The 21,713-nt window shown below is 49.6% G+C and carries 15 protein-coding genes; 9 read left to right on the top strand and 6 right to left on the bottom strand.

Features of this window, described 5'->3' with window-relative positions; translation table 11 throughout:
* Positions 1-1,842, bottom strand: coding sequence for a sensor histidine kinase (locus BLR73_RS07100; RefSeq protein WP_091860570.1), 1,842 nt, complete (start codon positions 1,840-1,842; stop codon positions 1-3).
* Positions 1,839-4,451 (bottom strand): GH92 family glycosyl hydrolase, encoded by a 2,613-nt coding sequence (locus BLR73_RS07095; protein WP_091860567.1) that lies wholly within the window; start codon positions 4,449-4,451, stop codon positions 1,839-1,841. Before BLR73_RS07095 ends, BLR73_RS07100 begins: the two co-directional genes overlap by 4 nt.
* An 84-nt stretch (positions 4,452-4,535) precedes the next feature.
* Here BLR73_RS07095 and queC point away from each other — a divergent pair, with 84 nt between their 5' ends.
* Complete coding sequence (gene queC / locus BLR73_RS07090) at positions 4,536-5,189, top strand: 7-cyano-7-deazaguanine synthase QueC (protein ID WP_091860564.1); 654 nt, start codon at positions 4,536-4,538, stop codon at positions 5,187-5,189.
* 1 nt (position 5,190) lies between these two features.
* Entirely contained in the window at positions 5,191-6,420 is a 1,230-nt protein-coding gene (locus BLR73_RS07085; RefSeq protein ID WP_091861268.1) for a M16 family metallopeptidase, read from the top strand.
* On the opposite strand, the gene BLR73_RS07080 is transcribed toward BLR73_RS07085, so the two are convergent.
* Genes BLR73_RS07080 through BLR73_RS07070 form a run of 3 tightly spaced genes read right to left on the bottom strand, consistent with a single transcriptional unit; the run spans position 6,413 to position 9,367 of the window.
* Positions 6,413-6,907: an RNA polymerase sigma factor gene (locus BLR73_RS07080; protein WP_091860561.1), complete on the bottom strand. Its 495-nt coding sequence runs from the start codon at positions 6,905-6,907 to the stop codon at positions 6,413-6,415. The two genes, BLR73_RS07085 and BLR73_RS07080, sit on opposite strands and share 8 nt — an antisense overlap.
* The gene (locus BLR73_RS07075; protein ID WP_073044960.1) at positions 6,900-7,901 is read right to left on the bottom strand and encodes a glycoside hydrolase family 43 protein; all 1,002 of its coding nucleotides are present in this window, start codon (positions 7,899-7,901) and stop codon (positions 6,900-6,902) included. The genes BLR73_RS07080 and BLR73_RS07075 overlap by 8 nt, the downstream gene beginning before the upstream one ends.
* A gap of 17 nt (positions 7,902-7,918) precedes the next feature.
* Positions 7,919-9,367, bottom strand: a complete 1,449-nt coding sequence (locus BLR73_RS07070; protein WP_091860558.1) for an MFS transporter — start codon at positions 9,365-9,367, stop codon at positions 7,919-7,921.
* Positions 9,368-9,531: 164 nt separating this feature from the next.
* On the opposite strand from BLR73_RS07070, the gene BLR73_RS07065 reads away from it, so the two are divergent.
* The 7 genes from BLR73_RS07065 to BLR73_RS07035 all read left to right on the top strand — a co-directional run bounded on the left by BLR73_RS07065 (position 9,532) and on the right by BLR73_RS07035 (position 19,629).
* Positions 9,532-11,484: a sialate O-acetylesterase gene (locus tag BLR73_RS07065; protein ID WP_091860555.1), complete on the top strand. Its 1,953-nt coding sequence runs from the start codon at positions 9,532-9,534 to the stop codon at positions 11,482-11,484.
* Positions 11,485-11,492: 8 nt separating this feature from the next.
* On the top strand, positions 11,493-12,884 hold the full coding sequence (locus BLR73_RS07060) for an MFS transporter (protein WP_073044340.1): 1,392 nt from the start codon (positions 11,493-11,495) through the stop codon (positions 12,882-12,884).
* Between the two features lie 94 nt (positions 12,885-12,978).
* A complete protein-coding gene (locus BLR73_RS07055) occupies positions 12,979-15,042 on the top strand; it encodes a PP2C family protein-serine/threonine phosphatase (protein WP_091860552.1) in 2,064 nt (687 codons plus the stop codon).
* 25 nt (positions 15,043-15,067) lie between these two features.
* Positions 15,068-15,613, top strand: a complete 546-nt coding sequence (locus tag BLR73_RS07050; protein ID WP_143010903.1) for a hypothetical protein — start codon at positions 15,068-15,070, stop codon at positions 15,611-15,613.
* 3 nt (positions 15,614-15,616) lie between these two features.
* Positions 15,617-17,302, top strand: a complete 1,686-nt coding sequence (locus BLR73_RS07045; RefSeq protein ID WP_013065035.1) for a nucleoside kinase — start codon at positions 15,617-15,619, stop codon at positions 17,300-17,302.
* 529 nt (positions 17,303-17,831) lie between these two features.
* The gene (locus BLR73_RS07040) at positions 17,832-19,034 is read left to right on the top strand and encodes a VapE domain-containing protein (protein ID WP_091860547.1); all 1,203 of its coding nucleotides are present in this window, start codon (positions 17,832-17,834) and stop codon (positions 19,032-19,034) included.
* A gap of 154 nt (positions 19,035-19,188) precedes the next feature.
* A complete protein-coding gene (locus BLR73_RS07035) occupies positions 19,189-19,629 on the top strand; it encodes a DUF6078 family protein (RefSeq protein WP_143010902.1) in 441 nt (146 codons plus the stop codon).
* 60 nt (positions 19,630-19,689) lie between these two features.
* Here BLR73_RS07035 and BLR73_RS07030 read toward each other — a convergent pair whose 3' ends face one another.
* Positions 19,690-21,705 carry an alpha-L-arabinofuranosidase C-terminal domain-containing protein gene (locus tag BLR73_RS07030; RefSeq protein ID WP_091860542.1) on the bottom strand — a complete coding sequence of 672 codons (2,016 nt, stop codon included), beginning with the start codon at positions 21,703-21,705 and terminating at the stop codon, positions 19,690-19,692.
* Positions 21,706-21,713: the final 8 nt, after the last annotated feature.

Raw genomic sequence — 21,713 nt, 5'->3', positions numbered from 1 at the left:
TCAGTATCTTAGTAGTTCAAAAATAAAACGTGCACCTTGCTTATAATCGGTGTCAACCCGCAGGTCGCCGCCCAATCGCAGGGCAACAGAGCGTGCTACAGTAAGTCCGATGCCAGTACCATCGGCAAACTCGTTCAGTTGTACAAACTCGTCAAAAATATGTTCGCTCTCATCAGCAGGAATGCCGATGCCTGTATCTTCTACGATAAAACGAACCAGACCATCGATAGCCTCGGCTTGGAGGCTGATGGTGCCCTCGTGTGTAAACTTTGCGGCATTCTCCAGCAGCTGTGCAAGAAGTCGTGAGGCATGCAACTTGTGGGTTAGCACACTAAGTGCATTGGTAGCTGCATCTATCTGTACTTTGAGCGTTACAGCAGCCTCTTTGTTTGTGGGGCGTGTGCGCTGTTCGATGCCAGAGTAACTAATAGCCTGAGCCACAATGGTTTGAATGTCGGTGTGGTCCTCGCGTTCAATCTTTGCATCGCTGTGAATGTTGCTTATCATCAGCATGCGGTCTATCAGCTTGGTAATGCGGTCGGTATTCTCGGTTACCCGCTCCTGAATATCTTTCTTTTCCGTCTTAGGCAGATCCATTTCGGGCGAGGTGAGTACCTGGGTAAAGCCCGATACGATGTTAAGCGGCGTACGTATTTCGTGAGAGATATTACGGATAAACTCGCTTTTCATCTTTGATGATACTTCGGCTTTCTCGTTGGCTATGCGCAGTTTGTCGTTTATGCGCTTTAGTTTGATAGCTGTTCGCCAGCCAAACAGCATCAGTATCAGGAGTGCAACCACCACAGTAGCCGAGGCCAGCACGGTATAGAAGAACTTGGCGTGCTGCTGCTCTTCCTTGAGCTCATCTACTTGGAAGATGGTGTTCAACTCGTCGAGGTGTTGACGTGCTTCGTGACTGAACACCGAGTCTTTCTCCTGATACAGGCGCTGATAAATCTGTGCCGCATCGTTGCCTCGTCCTAACTGCATCAAGGCCTGGGCTCTTATCTCGTCGTTATGATCGTCCTTTTCGTTGGTAATATATTTTACACTGTCGGTATAAAGGAGTGCGTTGGCTGCATCGCCTGCTGCCATATAGTAGCGGGCCTGCATTTTATAATAGTGGTGCAGACTGAGCGAGGTGTTAATCAGGTGGGCATGATGATGGGCGGTGTCAAGCGCCATTTGGGCATCATGAAGTCTGTTCAGTCCGATAAAGGCGGCAGCACGGGCAAGATAGCAGGCGTTATAGCATTCGCGAACATGTGGTTTCTTAACCTTGCCAACCTTGGTAAGCAGAAAATGCATCCATTCGTTGGTTTCCTGCAGTTCCTGCTTGTATTGCTTGTTATAATCGTAGGCCTTGGCAATGCGGTAGTAGATGTTGCTGATAGAGTTAAAGTCGTCCTCGTCCTTCATCAGTTCGGCATAGTGCTTCAGCGCCTCAACGGCAGGCTCTGTCTGCTTCATGTTCAGATAAATCACACCTATCTGTTTATAGGCCATCGCACGTCCTAACTTGTTGTCGCGCTCCTGGGCATCGCTCAGCATGCGCTGTGTTTCCTGCAATGCTGTCTGTAGTTTGCCTTGTGCACTCAGGGCGTTGGCTTTTAGTTGCCAGGTACGATAGTAGTTGTCCCACTCGTCATGCGAGCCGAACCACTCCATTTGAGCATTGGCCTCTTGGGCCAGCTGTTGGGTTTGCGATGAGTTCTTAAGTGCCACAATCTTCTGCCATCGCGCTTCACTCTCTTGTTTCACATCCGCAGCGCCGCCACGAACAGCATAGAGTGCAAAGCCCCATGTTAGCAGAGCGATAACTATTAATAGCCGTTTTGTCATTCCATACGCCAATTGATACCTAAAGGATTATTACGCATTTCGAGCACGAGAGGCAGATTGTGTTTCAATGAGATACACATTTCTGTAAGATCGATATCAGCACGTACTTTTATTGTATCGTTTGTTGAGGCTGTTTTTCGCCAGGTAATACCATCGTAGATAAAGTAGCCTTTTTCCTGTAATGTTTTTAAGGCCTTCTGCGAGATAAAGGCAAACGTACCTTTGGCCTCGTAGATGGCACCATCGGCAGATGGCATCTCCCAGCAGAACCCGTTACCATTCTCTACCACAGTACGAGGTATCTTGTAAGTAGCTTCTTTGCAGGTAAATATTAAGGTGTCGGCCTGCCAGGCGTAGGCCCAAGGCCAGGTACGGTGCTGCTGGTTGAGTGTAAAGCTGATGTTGCCGCAGGGGGCGAGGGTAGCTTTTAAGTTGTTTCCAACTTGGAAACTGGTTGTTTCTGCCTTGGAAACACTTTGTTTCTTACTTGGAAACACCTTGTTTTCCCCTTCTACACGCTTCTTCGACACATAGAATACCAACTCGCCACCTTGCATCAGGTCGGCGTGTTCCAATCGGGCATCGTTAAGCAGTTGGCCATTCAGGGTTACCTTCTCAAAGTGGGTACCCTTGCCTTTCAGTACGCCATGTAGTGTTTTCCCGTTGGATAACTGCAGGGTCCATTCTGGTATCAGTGGGGCATGCAGCAGATAGTAGCTCTGACCGGCATTGGGGTAGAGGCCCATCATGTGGAAGGCTAACCACGACGACATGGCACCGCTATCATCGTTGCCAGGCAGACCATCGGGCTTATCGTTATAGTTCTCGCTGATAATCTGGCGGACACGATCCGAAGTCAGGTCGGGTCTGCCAATCCAGTGATACAGACAAGGTGTAAGGAACGAGGGCTCGTTACCCACATTGTAACGCTTGCGATCAAAGAACATATCCAATCGCTTGCGGAAGGTGGCGGCGCCGCCACAAGCCTCTATCAGTCCTGGCACATCGTGAGGGATGCTGAGCGAATACTCGGCTGAAAGCGCCTCGTAGAAGAAAGTGCTCCACCAAGGCAGATACCAAGGTGCCACTTTGGTGATAGGGGTATAAGGTATGAGTGGATGATAAACCTTTGATTTGCCCCAGGGTACCGAATCGAGCCATTGGCCGTTGGCATCCTTGGGCATGATATAACCTTTCACATCGTCCCACTCATAGTCGGCGCGCCACAGGTTCTTCCAGTTCTGCGACTGTTTCAGGTAACGGTCGTAAACATCCATGCGGCCTAAGCCTTTGGCCACCAGCGCTATGCAATAATCGTTGTAGGCATACTCGATGGTACGCGTGCCAGCACGATCGATTCCATAAGGCAGATAACCGTATTTCAGGTATTCGTGCAGTCCACCACGACCATGTTTCTCGTGGTCGGCACCAGGATCCACTTCGGCATCCTTCAGCATGGCCTGTAGGGCATAGTTATAATCAATGCCCTCTACACCTTTGGCAAAGGCGTCGGCAATCACCTCCTCGGCATTCGAACCGCCTTGGGTGCGTCCGTTGCAATCGCCGCTGCGGGCATCGGGCATATAACCTTCGCGTTTATAGATGTTCAGCAGCGCGTTTACGATGTCCGCCTCGCGCTTAGGGTCAATCAGGGTGATGAGTGGCGAACTGGAACGATAAGTATCCCAGATGGCATAGTAATCGTCGTAGTAAGGTTTCTCAGTCCATTTGGGGTTTTCGCCCGATTTGTCCACAGGCATAATCATGGTGTGATAAAGGGCTGTGTAGAACATGCGCTTATCAGCCTCTGTGCCTTTTATCTGGATACGACTCAGCAGTTGCTCCCAGCTGTTGCGCAGGGTGCTTAACTGGGTGTCGAAATTGTTATCAGGAATATTACGTTTGGCTTGTTGCTCGCTCACGTACGATATGCCTATCTTGATGTTTAATAGGGTATCGGTAAAAGCGATGGTGTTATCGCTCGCCTGCTTAAATGCCTTATCTGTTACCAAGCAGAAGTACACCGTATAGGCGTCGCCATTGTTCCAACCGCCACGAACCCTTGTGTAGCCGCGTACCTCGTGATTGCTCACCACTTCTATCTCGCCACCAATAAACTGCTGTTGCTCGCGCTGGTCGGGTATGGGATTCTTACCCAGGTAATGTGTGGCATCAATCAGCAACGAACCATTTGTAGGGTAGTGTATGCGATAAAAGGCGCAACGCTCCGAGGTGGTAATCTCTGTGCGGATACCATTCTCAAAGGTGGTGGCATAATAGCCCAGCGCAAACTCCTCGTTCGTGCGCTTCTGGGGTGTAACGCCTGGCTGTATCAGTATGTTACCATATTTCTGACCGCCGCCTGTGCCGCTCACGTGGGTTTGCGAAAAGCCTGTTACCACTTCGGGCATCTTGGCCCAACCGGCATTGGGCTTAACGGTGCAGTCGGGACCTGGTTTGCACATACCAAAAGGCATCGACGGACCAGGGAATGTTCTTCCCACCCCCTCACTACCAATACGTGGATCGACATATTGCCAAACGCCAGCCATACTCACCATCGAACACAGCAGCAAGCATACGGTTATCGAAATTGTTTTTAGTTTCATGCCGCAAAGATAAACAATTTTTCGTGTAATTCGTGTAATTCGTGTCTTTTTTTTCGTACCTTTGCATCCAAAATATTAAAGAAGATGAAAGACAGTATCATCATTTTGAGCGGTGGTATGGATTCTACCACACTGCTCTACGACTATCAGGAGCGTATTGCGCTGGCCATATCATTCGATTATGGCAGTAATCATAATGCCAAGGAGATTCCCTTTGCCAAGTATCATTGCGAGCAGTTGGGCATCAAGCATTTGGTGATTCCCTTAGAGTTTATGGGCCAGTATTTCCGTAGTTCATTGCTTTCGGGCGATGAGGCTATCCCCGAGGGGCATTATGCCAGCGAGAATATGAAATCTACGGTGGTGCCTTTCCGTAATGGCATTATGCTGGCCGTTGCCACAGGTATGGCCGAGAGTAACGATCTGCAGTATGTGATGATGGCCAATCATGGTGGCGACCACACCATCTACCCCGATTGTCGCCCTGAGTTTGTTGATGCTTTCGATAAGACTGCCCAGGCTGGTACCTTCAATGGCGTGCGCTTGCTCTCGCCTTACTGCAATATGACCAAGGGCCAGATTGCTGCCCGTGGTAAGGAGTTGGGTATCGACTACAGCAAAACCTGGTCGTGCTATCGTGGTGGCGACAAGCATTGCGGCAAGTGCGGCACCTGTATTGAGCGCAAGGAAGCCTTGAGCGATGCAGGCATCGACGATCCTACTGAATACGAAGATTAATATGGCAGATTACAATACTTATACCCTTGCAAACGGTTTGCGCATTATCCACAAGCCCTCGGTGGCCGAGGTGGTTTACTGCGGTTACCAGATAGCTGCCGGCACACGCGATGAGTTGCCTGGCGAGGAGGGTATGGCTCACTTCTGTGAACATATGACGTTTAAGGGCACCGAGCATCGCAACGCCATCCAGATTATCAATGGTCTGGAGCAGTTGGGAGGCGACCTGAATGCCTTTACCAATAAGGAGGATACCACGTTTTATGCAGCCATCCAGAAGGAACATATTGCCAAAGCTATCTCGCTGCTTACCGATATGGTGTTTCACAGCACCTATCCCCAGCACGAGATTGATAAGGAGGTAGAGGTTATCTGCGATGAGATTGAGAGTTATAACGACTCGCCTGCTGAGCTGATTTACGATGAGTTCGAGAATATGCTGTTCGAGGGTCATCCCCTGGGGCATAACATCTTGGGCAATGCCGATCAGCTGCGTACCTATAAAACCGCTGATGCCTTACGATTTGTAAAGCGTAACTACCGTCCTGACAACGCCATTTTCTTTGTGTATGGCAATGTGGATTTCAAACGTCTGGTAAAAATGGTAGAGAAAGCGCAGACTTTTGGTCAGGCGCCAACCGAACAGCAACCCACGTTGGTTGACAACCCTACAGCGGTTCCTGCCAAATCGCTTACCAAGGATATTGGTTCGCACCAGGCACATGTGATGTTAGGCACACGTAGCTACGACATCCACCATCCTTTGCGTATCCCTTTGTATCTGTTGAATAACATTCTTGGCGGACCCAGCATGAATGCCCGCTTGAACCTGGCTTTACGCGAGCGAAATGGCTTGGTTTATACCGTTGAGAGTACCATGGTAAGCTACAGCGATACAGGTATGTGGAGCATTTATTTTGGTTGCGACCCACACGATGTACGTAAATGCCTCCGCCTGGTGCGCCGCGAATTGGATAAGGTGATGCAGAAACCATTGAGCGACAACGCCTTACAGAAAGCCAAGCAGCAGTTGAAAGGTCAGATAGCCATTGCCTGCGACAATCGCGAACAGTTTGCACTCGACTTTGGTAAGAGTTTCCTGCATTATGGTTGGGAGAAAAACGTTGAAAAGCTGTTTGACAGTATTGATAAGGTAACGGTTGACGACGTACAGAAGGTTGCAAACGAGTTGTTTGCTGCCGATAAGCTCTCAACCTTGATATTTAAATAGCTCGCAAATACTGGCGCATGGCCTTGCGGGCTGTACCTAAGCGATACTCTACGCTCTTGTAGTTCTCGCCTAAGAAATCGGATATCTCGCTCACCTTCATACCATCGTAGATATGGAGACGATACACCTCGCGACAGTTCTCTGGCAGTCGTGCCAGTCCGCGTTCCAGCTGTTCGGTTATCTCTCTGATAGAGTAAACCGAATCGGCCGAAAGTTCCTCGCTACACACCTCTCGGATATAATGCTCGTAGTCGTTGGTGTAGATACGTCGACGGTAAAAGTCGCATATCATGTGGCGTGCTGTGGTATATGCTAAGGCTGGTAAGGTGGTTTCGGTGATTAATTTGGTGGAAGTGAGCAGACGCAGAAACACGTTCTGAACCACGTCTTCTGCCTCTGCTCTGCCACCAAGACGTGTACTGACGTAAGTCAGCAACTCGTCGCGATGAGTAATGTAATAATTGGTTATAAGTTGGTCGTTATTCATTGATTACCTTTTGAATCGTTCCATCCTCGTTATAGAACAAACGCTGAACTTTGAGCGAACGCAGATGGGTAATATCGTTAGAAGGTACGCAGTCGTGATAGAACAGGAACCACTCGCCCTTGTACTCTACGATAGAGTGGTGGGTAGTCCAACCTACAACGGGATCAAGAATCACACCCTGATAGGTGAATGGTCCGTAAGGATTGTCGCCGATACCATAACACAGCATGTGGCTGTCGCCAGTTGAATAGCTGAAGTAGTACTTGCCGTTGTATTTGTGCATCCATGAAGCCTCGAAGAAGCGGTGAGGATCGCCAGCCTTCAGGGGCTGTCCGTCCTTATCTACCACTACTACGCTACGTGGAGCCTCAGAGAACTGCAGCACGTCGTCGCTCATCTTAACTACAAAACTCGACAGGGCAGGTACATCAGCAGGTGCAAACAGCTGAGTCTTCTTATCAGCGGCAGGGCCCAGGTCAACACCTTCCTTCACCAGTTTCTCAGGAGCCTGATACCACTGTAGCTGTCCACCCCACAATCCGCCAAAGTAGCAGTAAATCTGTCCGTCGTCATCTTTAAACACGCTGGGGTCGATAGAGAACGAACCGCGGATAGGCTGATCCTGTGGAATGAATGGACCTTCGGGCTTATCAGCAACAGCTACACCCAGGTGGAATACACCATTGTAGTCCTTAGCCGAGAAAATCAGGTAGTACTTACCATCCTTCTCTACGCAGTCGTTATCCCACATCTGCTTTTCGGCCCACTTTACGTCGGCAACATCCAGAATCTTGCCATAATCGGTTACCTCGCCATTCTCTACATCTTCCATAGAGATAACGTGATAGTCTTTCATCTGGAAGTGACCGCCGTCATCGTCGAAGGCAGCACCAGCCTCCCAGTCGTGTGAGGGATATACATAAAGCTTACCATTAAACACATTAGCAGATGGGTCTGCATAATAATCTTTTGGATAAAGATAGCGTGGTTTCATATTCACATTTTTTATAGTTAATAATCATTATTCTGGTTGGCAATCCTGCGGCGTGCCGACAGTTCTGCCTGCATATTCTCGTTATACTCTTTCGATATGGGGTAATAGTGCAGCGCCACCACACCTACCATGAACAGCATGGCTGGCACAATGCTCGATACCAATCGGATACCCATGGTGGCACTCTCGTTCTGTATGGTAGTTTCGCCACCAGCTACATAGCCGAACATCGAAATGATGATGCCTGCGATAGCGCCTCCAAAGCCTAATCCTAACTTCAGGGCCAGCACGATGCCTGAGAAGCAGAAGCCTGTGGCACGGCGATGACTCTCGTATTCGATATGGTCGGCCACATCGCCAATCATAGCCCACAGCAGTGGGATGGTAGGCGCATAAGCCAATGAGCGCAGGAAGTTAATCACAAACAGCAATCCTACATCGGTGGGCTCTGGGATATAGAACAGGGCAGTAAGGAAAGCTGTCAGACTCAGACATACCTTGAAGGTCTTCTTCTTTCCAAACTTGTTGGCCAGATAGCGCGACAAGCAGATAACACCTACAAACTGCACGATGGCCCCCATCATGTTAAAGGCCGAGAAGCCGATAGAGTAGGCATCACTGAAATCGAGACTGATGAAATGCGACATGAAATCGTACAGCGACTTCTGATCTACATTGTATTGGAAGTAGAAGTTCATGGCCGATCCCCACATGGCTAACGTTACGAACAGCGCAAATGTGAGTAATGCCATTGCATTCCACGATACATTCGAAACCGTATTTTTAATGTCCTCTTTCACACTGAGCTGTTGGCGTGGAGGCGGCTGTATGCGCTCCTTCGACACAGCAAACGTGATAATAAAGAAGATAAAGGCGATGCAGGCAAAGATGGCGATGGTGCAACTCCAGCCATGCTGCAAGGTGTGGCCCTCGGCAAAGTGATCTACCAAAGGTAATGTAAGACCTTGCACCACGAACTGCGCAATGGTTACTACCACAAAACGGATGGTGGTAATGCTGGTGCGCTCGCGAATATCGCTGGTCATCACACCGCCTAAAGAAGAATAAGGTATATTGTTAAAGGAGTAGGCCGTCATTAGCAACACATAACTGATGGTTGCGTAGATGGCTACCGAACTTTTCTGATGAATGCCTGGATTATAAAATGCCAACATGTAGAATACGCAGAAGGGGATAACGGTCCAAAGCATCCAAGGACGGAATTTACCCCAGCGGGTGTTGGTATGGTCGGTGAGCAGACCGATGGCAGGATCAACGATGATGGCCGAAATGCTGGCTATCATCAGCACCGAACCAGCAACAGCTCCGTCGAGTCCAAATACATCGGTATAGAACTTCAACTGGAAAATCATCATCATTTGGAATACCAAGTTAGCAGCGGCATCTCCTAACGAATAGCCGACCTTCTCACCTAATGATACCTGTTGCGATGATAATTTGTTCATATCTGTTGAAAATAAAACTGCTGCAAAGGTAGTGAAAAATCGGCGAGTTTATATTTTAAATTGTTACAGAAGTTTTTCAAAATGTGTCATTGCATAACAAAATGACTCATTTTGGCGGTTTCATCGCAGATTTTTCTTAATTTTGTGACCTCAAAGCAACAATTATGAAGAAAATTATATTTTTTTGCGCAACACTATTTTGTTTGTCAGTTGCCGATGCAAAAGTAACCATGCCTAAACTGTTCCAGTCGGGTATGGTGGTGCAACGTGGCAAACTCATACCTGTTTGGGGCCATGCCGATGCCGGCGAAGCCGTAACCGTACGTTTCAACAAGAAGGTGTATCAAACTACCGCCGATGCCGATGGCCGATGGCGTGTTGACCTGCCTAAGATGAAAGCAGGTGGCCCTTATCAGTTAACGGTCAACGATCAAACGATTGATAATATTCTGGTGGGTGATGTATGGCTGCTCTCTGGTCAGTCGAACATTGATGTCACCATCGAGCGTGTTTATCCGCAGTACACTCAGGAGATTGATAACTACGAGAATAATGAAATCCGCTTGTTCCGTGTGCAGAACGAAACCAGCACCCATGGTGTAAAGGAGGATATCCGCCATACTAACATCAACTGGAAACCTGTGAACAAGCAGAATGCCTGGTTGTTCTCGGCTGCCGGCTATTTCTTGGGTAAGCGCATGTTCCAGACCAACAAGGTGCCTCAGGGCATTATTGTTAACAGCTGGGGCGGCACACCCATCGAGGCTTGGATTAGCGAGGATTCGCTGAAGGCCGACTATCCCATGCTGATTAAAAAGCTGCAGATGTATCAGAACGATAATTATGTACGCGCACAAATGCAGGCCAATGGCGCTGCCAACCAGCAGTGGGAAAGCATTCTGAACCAGACCGACCCAGGTTATGCCGATGTGGCTGTAGATGAAACCTCATGGCAGCAGATTGATCAGAATAACTGGACCTGGCGCGGCACAGGTAGCGTTTGGCTGCGACAGCATATTACGATTGATAAGCAGCATGCAGGAAAACCTGCCCGCCTGTTGCTGGGCACGCTGTTCGATCGCGATGTAACCTATCTGAACGGCAAGCAGATTGGACAAACGGGTTATCAGTATCCCCCACGCCGCTATGATATCCCCGAGGGTATGCTGAAAGAGGGCGATAACGTAATTGCCATCCGTTTTATCAATAAGTTCGGCGCTGTACATTTCATTCCCGAAAAGCCTTACATGTTGTGTTTTGGCGACGACCGCCTGTCGCAGAACCCCATGCCAAAGGATGTGCAGCCACTCAGTCAGCTGTGGAAGATGAAGGTGGGTGCCGAAATGCCCCAGTGCCCCAGCAGCGACGTATCGTTACAGAACCTGCCCACCACACTGTATAATGCCGTGCTGTATCCATTGGCACCTTATGCCATCAATGGCGTGGTATGGTATCAGGGCGAGTCGAATACTGGCAATCCTGCCCCCTATGCCGACCATCTGAAAAAGCTGATGGGTAGCTGGCGCGATCGCTGGAACGACCAGCAGATGCCGTTCGTGATTGTGCAGTTGGCCAACTACGACGGTCGCCAGCAGACAGGCTTCCCACGCCCCATCACCCCACAGACAGAGCCTGTAAACAGCGGTTGGGCACAGTTGCGCGAGGCTCAGCGTGTAGTGGCTAAGGCCGATGCAAAAGCCGAACTGGCTGTGATTAACGACCTGGGTGAAACGGTTGACATCCATCCCCTGCGTAAAAAAGAGGTGGCTGAGCGTATCGGCTTGTGTTTTGATAAGCTCTTATATAATAATAAGGTGAAGCTGTCGCCCGAGGTGGTATCTACCCAGGTGAGTGATGCAGCTATCCAGCTCACACTCGACCAGCCTATACAGGAAGGCGGCCTCTATACATTCGAGGTTTGCAACAATGGTAACAATACATACCAGAATGTGCCTGCTGTCGGCAAGGGTAATGTGATTACCCTTCTCGTACCTCAAGCTTCGCAAGCATCAGCCTTGAAAATCCGCTATGCCTGGAAGGACGATCCCAAGCAGGCCAACGTTCGCTCGTTGAGCGGACTGCCCATGAGTTCATTCGAATTATCAATTAATAACTAATAAATAATATGAGTACATCTAACGAAACCAAAGGCTTCTATAAGCTTTCGTGGCTCCAGCGCATCGGCTATGGATCGGGCGACCTGGCGCAGAATCTTATTTTCCAGACAGTAGCATGTTACCTCATGCTTTATCTGACTACAGTACTGAAGATTAATCCGGCATTTGTAAGCGGACTGATTCTTTCTGTCCGACTCATCGACTGCTTCTGGAGTCCTGTAGTGGGTCGTTATATCGACAACCGTAACCCCAAGTTGGGTAAGTATCGTGCCTATCTGCTGTATGGTGGTATCCCCTTGACGGTTGCTGCCTGCCTGCTTATGCTGCCACAGGCCGCTACCTGGTCGCCCAGCGTGAAGCTGATTTATGCCACCGTTAGCTATACCGTGCTTAGCATGATCTACTCGGTAGTAAATATTCCTTATGGCTCTATCATGGCCAGTATGACTCGCGATAACGACGAGGTGCTGAAGCTTACATCTACCCGTATGGTATGTGCCAACATCGGTCAGATTGTGGTTCAGGCTGGTTTCCCCATCGGTTTGGCTATGGTAGCTCATACCATGATTGACTGGAACCAGGCTCTGTTCATGGCCATTGGTACCATTCCTGCCTTCGTTATCCTGCCCTCGCTGCCTATGCTGAAGAGCTGGTTGGGTAAGAAGGGTCTGTATTACCTGCTGCTCACCATTGGTTTTGTAGGTTTTGTCATCCTGTTCACCATTGGTAAGTTCTTCGATGTGGCCGAGCTCAATACATTGGTACAGACTGCTAAGGTGATGACAGGTGTTGGTTTGCTGGTTGGTTCGCTCATGTGGGCCCTTGTGCCTGAGGTAATTACCGAGGCCGAGTATCGTACAGGCAACCGTCCTGCTGCTACCGTTAACGCTCTGGCTGGTGTAGCCTTCAAGGCTGGTTTCTCAATTGCTGGTTGGATTACCCCACTGGTAATGGGTATGATTGGTTTCGACCTGGCCAGCGAGGAGTCGGCTCTGCCCGTTGATCCTACTGCTTGGTTTACTGTTACCTGCGTATTTGCTATTGTAGGTTTTGTACTGCTGCTTTACTGCTTCACAGGTTGTAAGGAGCGCATTGCCACTACACCCGAAAAGCCTGTTACCTATGGCGAGATGTTTGCCGAGTTCAAGGCCAACAAGTGCCTGCAGCTGGTACTCAGCATCTTTGTAACGGTGTTCCTGGCTTCGTTCATCAGCGCACCTGTAAACGCTTATTATACCCATCTGGCCGAGTATTCGGTAACAGCCCAGAATGCTATTCTGGTGTTCACCTGTATCATTCCTGCCGTTCTGTTGATTATCGTTGGAGGTCTTATCTACAAGTATCCTCTTACCGATGAGCGTCTGGACGAGATTAACAAGGAAATCGAGGCTCGTGGATAAAAGAGCGATATTTATAAATTTTTGATTGAATAACTTGCAAGTTTCAAACTTTTTCCGTATCTTTGCCCACAATAAATGATTATTGGGCAGAAGAATGAGCCACAGAACTATTAAACTACTGGCTTGTTTCTCACTGGTGGTGATGCTGGTGGTTGCATGCGGCGAACGGAAAGAAACAGGACTTGAAAAAAATACAGCCGACGGATTAGTCCTTGATGCGTATAAGCATAAGGACTATCCGTTGTTGTTGTCTTTAGCCGATAGCCTTGGTAAGATTGGTGCTATTTCCGAAGTTCAGTCGCACTATTGGAGTGGCTATGCCAGCGACCGCATGGGTAAGAAGCGCACAGCCGAGTATTACTGGAAGAAGGCCGAGAGCGAAGTAGAAAACTTTAATAATTCCGAGCAGGTAGATTATTACGCCAAGGCGGCCAGTCATCTGGCTAACCTGCTGAATCTGAAGGGCGACTACGACGGCTCGCTGAAAGAGGCCATCAATGCAGCCGAAAAACTCGAGGTGTTAGGTTGCGATACCACCACCGATTATGTAAACCTGCTGGTGTTTATCGGTTGCGGACAGGCCCGTTTGCCTGGCATGGAAGAAACTACTAAGAAATCGTTCGAACGCGCTTATAACAAGCATCTTGAGCGCATCAGCGCATCACCTACCGAATCTACTTACAAAGGTGCCATTGCAGGCATTGTAAATATGGCTTACTCGTGTAATGCCACCCATCAGTATCAGCAGGCCCTGTATTGGTGCGACCGCTATGAAGAGCTGGTACACAAATACGAGAGGCTATATTCTGCCGACGAGGACTATATCGACAAGCAGCTTGCCCGTTGTAGTATCTATCGTGCCACAGCGCTTGTATCGTTAGGGCAATCGCAGGAGTCGTATCTGGCTTATCTCGACTTCAGAAACACCAAGTTCAGTAAGAGTCCTGAGGGTATCTACGATGCTGGCGAGTACCTGATTGAGGCCAAACAATGGAAAGAAGCAGCCGTTTGTTTCCAGCGACTCGATGAGTTGGTAAACAAATATCGCATGGAGTTCTCGATCGAGAATCTCGAAACCTATTATCTGAAGAAGTACGAGGCCAACCTCAAGGCAGGTCGCAAGGACTCGGTTTATGCTATCAGTACCTTTATCTGCGACTCGCTGAGTGTAGCTATCGATCGTGCAAGAGCCGACAATGCAGCCGAACTGGCCACTATCTACAATACTGAGCAGAACGAAACCCGACTGGCCGAGAACAAGGCCAAGCTGATGCGCGAGCGTCAGATAGCCGCTGTTGTTACTATTATTCTGATTATCGGCTTCTTTATTGTTTATGCCCTTTACAAGCAAAAGGCTGCTGCCAAGTTGCACAAGGCGCATAACGAACTGAAGGCGGCTTACGACCAGCTCGAGGAAACCACATCGGCCAAGGAGCGTATCGAGAGTGAGTTGCGTATTGCCCGCCACATTCAGGAGTCGATGGTACCCAACGAGTTCCCACAGCGCTCCGATTTCAATCTCTATGCCTCGATGACAGCCGCCAAGGAGGTAGGAGGCGATTTGTACGACTATCTGATTATTGGCGATAACCTGTGCTTCTGCGTAGGCGACGTATCAGGTAAGGGAGTGCCCGCAGCGCTCTTCATGGCTCAGGTTATCAGGTTGTTCCGTGCTATGGTTAAGCGTAACTACACGCCGGCCAAGTTGGCTACCGAGCTGAATGCCGAACTGAGCGAGCATAACGACGACGGCATGTTTATTACCATGTTTATCGGTGTGGTGAACCTGCGTACCGGCAAGCTCGATTTCTGTAATGCAGGTCATAATCCCCCCATACTGGGCAATGGCAACGAGAGCAGATTCCTGAAGATGGAACCCAATGCGCCTATCGGTCTTTGGGAAGGACTGAAATACGAGGGCGAGGTGATAGATGATATCCGTGGCCACCTGTTCTTTGTATATACCGATGGTTTGAACGAGGCCGAGAACACGAAACTTGAGCAGTTTGGCGACGAACAGGTGCTTAACGTAGTTAAAAGTGCCAGCCAGCTGAATCCACGAGATATGGTAGATACCATGAAGAACGAGGTGAACCGTCATCGCAACGGCGCCGATCCTAACGACGATCTCACCATGCTCTGTCTGCATGTAGTATAGACTTTTTAAAAAGAGAATATTTGATATGATTAAGTGTAAACATCTTTGTATGATGCTGTTGCTGGCATTATGCACTCTCACAGCTCAGGCTCAGGAAGCCGAGCTTATTCGTAATGGCGATTTTGAATTAACCCCCAGGGTTGAAAAAGGCGCTAATGCCACCACCGCTTGGGATAGCCGCAAGCCCTTAGTAGTGGTTTATGTTGATCCTGTTAGTACCGATAATCCTTGCTATGCCGTCATCTGCTGCGACACCATCTATAACCAGGGTTTTGATGGTATCCCTGTAGTCGAGGGCACTAAGTACGATTTCTCAGTATGCCTGCGCAATCTGCCTGCCTTGAAGGAAGAAGACCGTGTGGAAGGCTGCAAACTGCTGATTATCCAGCTGGTTGATGAGCAGCGCCAGCCCCTGGCCGAGGCTACCATCCGTGCCATAGGCAACCAGTGGCAGCAGTACCACGCTGTGTTTACGGCTCATGGTAGCTGTGCCAAGGCCCAGTTGGCTATTGTGGGCGTTGGTTGCCAAAAGATAGCTATCGATAAGGTAAGTATGAAAAAACACCAGTAGAGTATGTTACATATCCGTTGCAAGAATAACAACATCACCAAGAGTTTCCCTGAAGGCACATCGTTGGCCGACGTTTATCAGGCGTTTGCCAGCGAACTTAATTTTAAGTATCCAGTAGTATCGGCCAAGGTCAACAACGCCTCGCAAGGCCTGAAGTTCCGTTTGTATCAGAATCGCGACGTAGAATTCCTTGATGCCCGTAGTGGTTCAGGTCGTCGTGTTTATACCCGTTCGCTGTGCTTTGTGCTCTACAAGGCCACCAGCGATGTGTTCCCTGGTAGCAAGCTTTACATGGAGCACCCCATCTCAAACGGCTACTACTGCAACTTTAAAAAGAAAAACAACGAGCCCCTGACGGATGAGGATGTGCAGAAAATCTGCCAGCGCATGAAAGAGATTGTTGATCTCGACCTGCCCTTCCGCCGTACCGAGGCCACTACCGACGAGGCTGTACGTGTGTTCAGCGAGCGTGGTTTTGCCGATAAGGTAAAGCTGATTGAAACCAGCGGTCAGATATATACCGATTATTATATGCTGGGCGATACCGTAGATTATTACTATGGTCCGCTGGTGCCATCGGCAGGCTTCCTCAAGGTGTGGGGCCTGGAGCGCTATCACGACGGCCTGTTGCTGCGTGTGCCCGATAAGAACGATCCTACCAAGCTGGCCGAGAAGGTTGACATGCCTCGCACGTTCGAGGTGTTTGCCGAAAAGGTGCGTTGGGATATCATCATGCGCCTGTCGAATGCCGGCGATGTCAACAAGGCCATCCTGCGTGGCTATGGCTCCGAGCTGATTCAGGTGAGCGAGGCTCTGCAAGAAAAAAAGATTGTAAAAATCGCCGAGGAGATCGATCAGCGTTTCCGCGACCCAGAGAATCCCATCCGTATAGTCCTCATTACAGGACCGTCGAGCTCGGGTAAATCCACCTTCTGTAAGCGTCTTTCTGTGCAGCTGCTGGCTTGTGGTTTGCGTCCCTATTCGTTCTCAACCGACGATTATTTTGTGAACCGTGTCGATACCCCCAAGCTGCCTAACGGTCAGTACGACTTTGATAATATCGAGACCGTAGATTACAAGCTGCTGGGCGAGCACTTGGAACGCCTGATGAAGGGCGAGGTAGTAGAGGTGCCCCAGTATAACTTTGTTACTGGCAAGCGCGAGTGGAATGGCAAGAAGTTTAAGTTGAGCAACGATAGCGTGCTGATTATCGAGGGTATCCACGCCCTGAATCCCCTGCTCACCAAGCAGATTCCCGATTCGGCCAAGTATAAGATCTATATCTCGGCCCTTACCAGCATCTCGCTCGACGATCATAACTGGATTCCCACCCAGGACAACCGTCTGCTGCGCCGCATCATTCGCGACTACAACAAAGGTGCCTTCTCGGCTCGTGAGACTATCAGTCAGTGGCACAGCGTGTGCGAGGCCGAGGATCAGTGGATTGTACCTTTCCAGGAAACAGCCGATGTGATGTTCAACTCGGCCCTCAACATCGAGTTTGCCGTGTTGCGCACCCATGCCGAGGTTATCCTCGCGTCAGTTCCCAAAAACTGCCCGGAGTATGCCGAAGCCCATCGCCTGTTAAAGTTCTTGCATTACTTTATCCCCATCAGCGATAAGGAGATTCCCCCCACCAGCATCATGCGTGAGTTCGTTGGTGGCAGCAGCTTCAAATACCGCGGATAAAAAACAAACAACAAAACAAAGGCTTGCTCAATAATCCAGAGCAAGCCTTTTTTGATATTCCCATTAGTGGAACGCGATGTTCCCAGCCTGGGAATGAAACGTTCCCAGGTTGGGGACAAAACATTCCCAAGTTGGGTAATCGGCTTGCCGCTTCGCTTGTCGAAGAAAATATTATGCGCTTTTGATGGCGATGTGTACAACCTTAGTTTGCACTTTTTGCTACGTTTTTGCTGAAAATCCCTCCATCTCTCAACAAATCTTTCAAAACCCGCATAAACACTAGTGTTTTGAGAGATGAGAGATTCTCATAATCCCTCCCTGATCTCTCCCTCATCCCTCCCTCCATCTCTCAACATCATCCAAATTTTAACATTTTAAGAAAAAATGAAAATAATTGGGGAAACACTTGCAAATCGTGATTTTTTTTTGTATATTTGCACCATGAAACGCACGCTGTGGAAAGCGCGCCAAAAACCGGACCTAAGGAGAAAGACTAAAGGAAGAGGTTAAACATTAAAATTTTTTTCATATGTCAGAAAACTGTATTACTACCAGTGAGGCAAATAACGCTTCACAGGAGGCAACGCTCGCCATCGAGCTGTTCCTCAACGAGAATTACGTGTTCCGCCGAAACACCCTAAACGGCAAGGTGGAATATGCTGTGCTGCCTAAAGCAAATGTGTTCCGACCTCTAACCAAGGAGGCCCTGAACAGTATCGTGATTCGTGCCAAGCGCGAACAGATACTGGAAAAGGGCAGTCCTAAGACAGAGATAACGGAATATGTGGAATCTGAGGAGGTGTCTGAGTATAATCCTGCGCAGGCATTCCTGACTACTCTACCCAAATGGGATGGACAGAACCATATCGCCAGGATTTTTGGTCGCATACCTGGCATCAGTTCTGAGCAGCTAAACTATCTCACCATCTGGCTCCGCTCTGCCGTAGCCCACTGGCTGCAGATGGATATGCTGCATGGCAACGAGTGTGTACCTACGTTTATAGGCGCTCAGGGTTGTGGTAAGACCACCTTTGTGCGTCGACTGCTGCCCCTTGAACTGCGTGAGTATTATCTCGATCACCTGAACCTGAGTAATAAGTTCGATAAGGAGATGGCGCTTACCAACAATCTCATTGTGAATCTGGATGAGCTCGAGGCCATTGGCGTTAAACAGCAGTCAAAGCTTAAGCAGACGCTGTCGGTAAGTAAGGTGAATGGTCGTCCCATCTTTGGTCGTACCCAGCAGGATCGCCCTCGATTCGCATCGTTTGTGGCAACCACCAACAATCCTCACCCTCTGACCGACCCTACAGGCAGTCGCCGATACATCTGTATCCAGATTCCCGACGGGCACCTGATTAATAATGAGGGCGACATCGACTATCTGCAGCTATATGCTCAGGTGGTTTATGAGCTACAGGAGCTAAAGGCTCCCTACTGGTTCAGTAACGATGAGGTGGCCCGCATACAGCAGTTGAATCAGGACTTTATGGAACAGAAGGACCTGGGTGAGATGTTTGTGGCCTGTTTCCGCCATCCTGAAGAAGATGAGGTACCTAAGGCGATGAATTGCGACCAGATGATAGTTGTGATGCAGAAGAGCTATCCTTCGCTCACCAATACCATCGGCAATAAGGTGCGTCTGGGTAAAACCATCAAGGCGCTGGGTTTCAAGCATAGGGAGCGTGCTCATATCTCGTACTACGATGTGATGCCTATCAAGGTGGCATAGACATGTAGGGAGAGATGACATGAGAGATTAGGGAGAGATGAGGGAGGGATAAAAACCATCTCTCATCGCCCGAATCACCAGTGTTTATGCGGGTTTTGAGAGATTTGTTGAGAGATGAGAGATTTTTTGATTAATAACTAAAAAAAATATGAATATGGAAGAGAAAGAACTAAAAGCAGAAAACATCCCTGGGAGCTATGCCCTGTGTTTTAATGGCGAGTGTGGTAAAAAAGATACGTGCATGCACTATCAGGCCATGCTACTGAAGCGAGGCGAACGTGGTTGTGGCATGGCCATATATCCTACAGCCTGGCAGGATGGCGAGTGCTGCTACTATCGTGAGAAGAAACTGGTACGGAAGGCCTGGGGATTCAGTCAGCTGTACAAGAACGTGGACAAGTATCATAAGGCCGAGGCGCGCCAGAGTGTAAGCTCATTCTTTGGCCGTGGCAACGGACCATATTATCGTGCCCATCATGGCGAGCTACTGCTCACACCCGAGCAGCAGGAGGGCATTATGAACGTCATCGCCCAGTTCGGTCCTACCGACGATATTAAATTCGATCAGTACAAAACCGATTGGGATTTTGATTAGTAAAAAAAGGCTTGCTCAATATTCCAGAGCAAGCCTTTTGATTTTTATGTTTAGCTGATGTTACAGCTGGTACTGCAGCATAACCATTGAGTAGGGGGCCAGGTCGAGGGTGAACTTCTTCTGGGCCTTGATCTGCTCTTTCTTAGGAGCGATGGGCTGGGCGTCGAAGTTGTTCTCATCGTTAGGCTGACCTGCGAGGGTGGTCTTGGTGGCCAGCTTCTTGATGCCAAAGCGGCTCAGGTTGATGTTGGCCTTCTTGGCATCGGCACTGGCGTTAACCAGTTTCACGAACAGCTGGCGGGTCTTGGTGTTGAGAATCACGCTCTGACCGTAGTGCACACCCTCCATAGGCTGGATGGCATCGGCAGCATCGCCCTCAAACTTCACGCAGTCGCCATAGTAGTAGTTACCGCTCGACTGTCCGAACAGTTGCTGAACATAGTAGCTGCAGGTGAGGAATGGGCGCTCGTTGTCGTAGTAGATGAGGTCGGGATTCCACTGGGTGCCGTTCTTGCGGGCAAACAGGGGAGCGTAAGATGTCATGGCTACTACGTCACCATTGCGCTCTACGTGCAACAGATACAGACCTTCGGCCAGGGCGTCGATGAGTTTCTTGTCCTTAGCGGCATACTCGCCCAGATAGACCTTGGTCTTGCGGTCGCGGGGATAGCTGTCGTACTGGCGCTTGTTCAGGAAGTAGGTGTTGGGCTCGTAGTAGTGCTCGTCGAGGATAGGCATATTGAGTTCCTCGGCCAGCTTCCAACCGTTCTGGTAGTCGCCGTTATCGGCATGCGAGCCAGGACCGGCTGTGCCCACAATCACAATCTCAGGATGAGCCTTGGTAACACGCTCGTAGATGTATTTGAAGCGCTCGCAGAACTCGGGCGAGATGCGCTCCTCGTTACCAATACCAAGGTATTTGAGGTTGAAGGGGTTGGGATGACCTGCCTCGGCACGCATCTTGGCCCATTTGTTGGTGGCGGGATCACCATTGGCCCATTCGATCAGGTCGATGCACTCGTCAACCCACTCGTCCATCTCGCTCATGGGGACTACATCTTGAGCTTGGCCTTTCATGCCCCAACCACCGTTGGCACCCTGACAGCTTACACCAGCAGGCAGGATGGGCAGAGGCTCCATACCCAGATCCTCGCAGAACTGGAAGTACTCGAAATAGCCGAGACCTACACTCTGGTGATAACCCCAGGTGTTCTTGAGTTGGCGGCGTGTTTCCTTAGGTCCGATAGTGGTCTTCCAGCGATAGGTGTTCCAGAATCCGTCGCCACCACCGTGAACTACGCATCCGCCAGGGAAGCGCATGAACTTAGGATGCAGGTCGGCCAGTGCCTGAGCCAGATCCTTACGCAGGCCGTGGCCCTTATATGTATCTTCGGGCATAAGTGATACCACATCGATATCCATATCACCCTTGGTAAGTACCAGAATCTGCAGGGCAGCCTGCTTGCAGTCGGCATTAGGTGTGAGCACAGCCTCGAACTTCTTCCAATCGCCGTTGCTTACGTCGAAGGTTGTTTCGGCCAGCAGTTTGGGATCCTTTGGTGGCCAGCCCTTTACTGGCTCAATCAGTACCACACGTACCTGCTTGGCATCGCCTTTTACATTGCGCATAAAGGCCGAGAAATCGTACTTCTCGCCAGCCTTAACTGAGATGCCGTCGAAACCGTCGTTCTGGATACCGAAGCCAGTCCAACCTGTGTAATCGTAATACTGGTTGGCGCGCTCGCAGTGCAGGCGCATATAGGTGGCATTGTTGGCATGAACGGGGTTGTCCATGCGGGGCTGGATATAGCCGGTGGAGTGACCAGGACGGGTGATGCGCCAGGCGGTGCCGGGGCCCCATCCGTCGCGCTCAACGGGCGAGAACTCGAAGGCGCCGTTCTGAATAAGCTCGGCATAGAGTCCGCCATCGGCAGAGTTGTTAATGTCTTCAAAGAAGATACCAATGAGCTCGTTGCTGATGGCTTTGCCGCCAGCAGGGGCTTTCACTGGTTTCTGGGCGTTAAGACCCATGGTGGCTGCTGCAAGGGCAGCACAGAGAATTGAACGTTTGTACATAGTTGATA

The sequence above is a fragment of the Prevotella sp. khp1 genome, from assembly GCF_900102205.1.
GTDB lineage: Bacteria > Bacteroidota > Bacteroidia > Bacteroidales > Bacteroidaceae > Prevotella > Prevotella ruminicola.
This window is presented reverse-complemented; position numbering and strand designations above follow the sequence as displayed.

Bases quoted from the DNA above. Each gene is read 5' to 3' on its own strand.
- BLR73_RS07100 (WP_091860570.1), bottom strand. From the start codon at position 1,842: ATGACAAAACGGCTATTAATAGTTATCGCTCTGCTAACATGGGGCTTT.
- BLR73_RS07095 (WP_091860567.1), bottom strand. From the start codon at position 4,451: ATGAAACTAAAAACAATTTCGATAACCGTATGCTTGCTGCTGTGTTCG.
- queC (WP_091860564.1), top strand. From the start codon at position 4,536: ATGAAAGACAGTATCATCATTTTGAGCGGTGGTATGGATTCTACCACA.
- BLR73_RS07085 (WP_091861268.1), top strand. From the start codon at position 5,191: ATGGCAGATTACAATACTTATACCCTTGCAAACGGTTTGCGCATTATC.
- BLR73_RS07080 (WP_091860561.1), bottom strand. From the start codon at position 6,907: ATGAATAACGACCAACTTATAACCAATTATTACATTACTCATCGCGAC.
- BLR73_RS07075 (WP_073044960.1), bottom strand. From the start codon at position 7,901: ATGAAACCACGCTATCTTTATCCAAAAGATTATTATGCAGACCCATCT.
- BLR73_RS07070 (WP_091860558.1), bottom strand. From the start codon at position 9,367: ATGAACAAATTATCATCGCAACAGGTATCATTAGGTGAGAAGGTCGGC.
- BLR73_RS07065 (WP_091860555.1), top strand. From the start codon at position 9,532: ATGAAGAAAATTATATTTTTTTGCGCAACACTATTTTGTTTGTCAGTT.
- BLR73_RS07060 (WP_073044340.1), top strand. From the start codon at position 11,493: ATGAGTACATCTAACGAAACCAAAGGCTTCTATAAGCTTTCGTGGCTC.
- BLR73_RS07055 (WP_091860552.1), top strand. From the start codon at position 12,979: ATGAGCCACAGAACTATTAAACTACTGGCTTGTTTCTCACTGGTGGTG.
- BLR73_RS07050 (WP_143010903.1), top strand. From the start codon at position 15,068: ATGATTAAGTGTAAACATCTTTGTATGATGCTGTTGCTGGCATTATGC.
- BLR73_RS07045 (WP_013065035.1), top strand. From the start codon at position 15,617: ATGTTACATATCCGTTGCAAGAATAACAACATCACCAAGAGTTTCCCT.
- BLR73_RS07040 (WP_091860547.1), top strand. From the start codon at position 17,832: ATGTCAGAAAACTGTATTACTACCAGTGAGGCAAATAACGCTTCACAG.
- BLR73_RS07035 (WP_143010902.1), top strand. From the start codon at position 19,189: ATGGAAGAGAAAGAACTAAAAGCAGAAAACATCCCTGGGAGCTATGCC.
- BLR73_RS07030 (WP_091860542.1), bottom strand. From the start codon at position 21,705: ATGTACAAACGTTCAATTCTCTGTGCTGCCCTTGCAGCAGCCACCATG.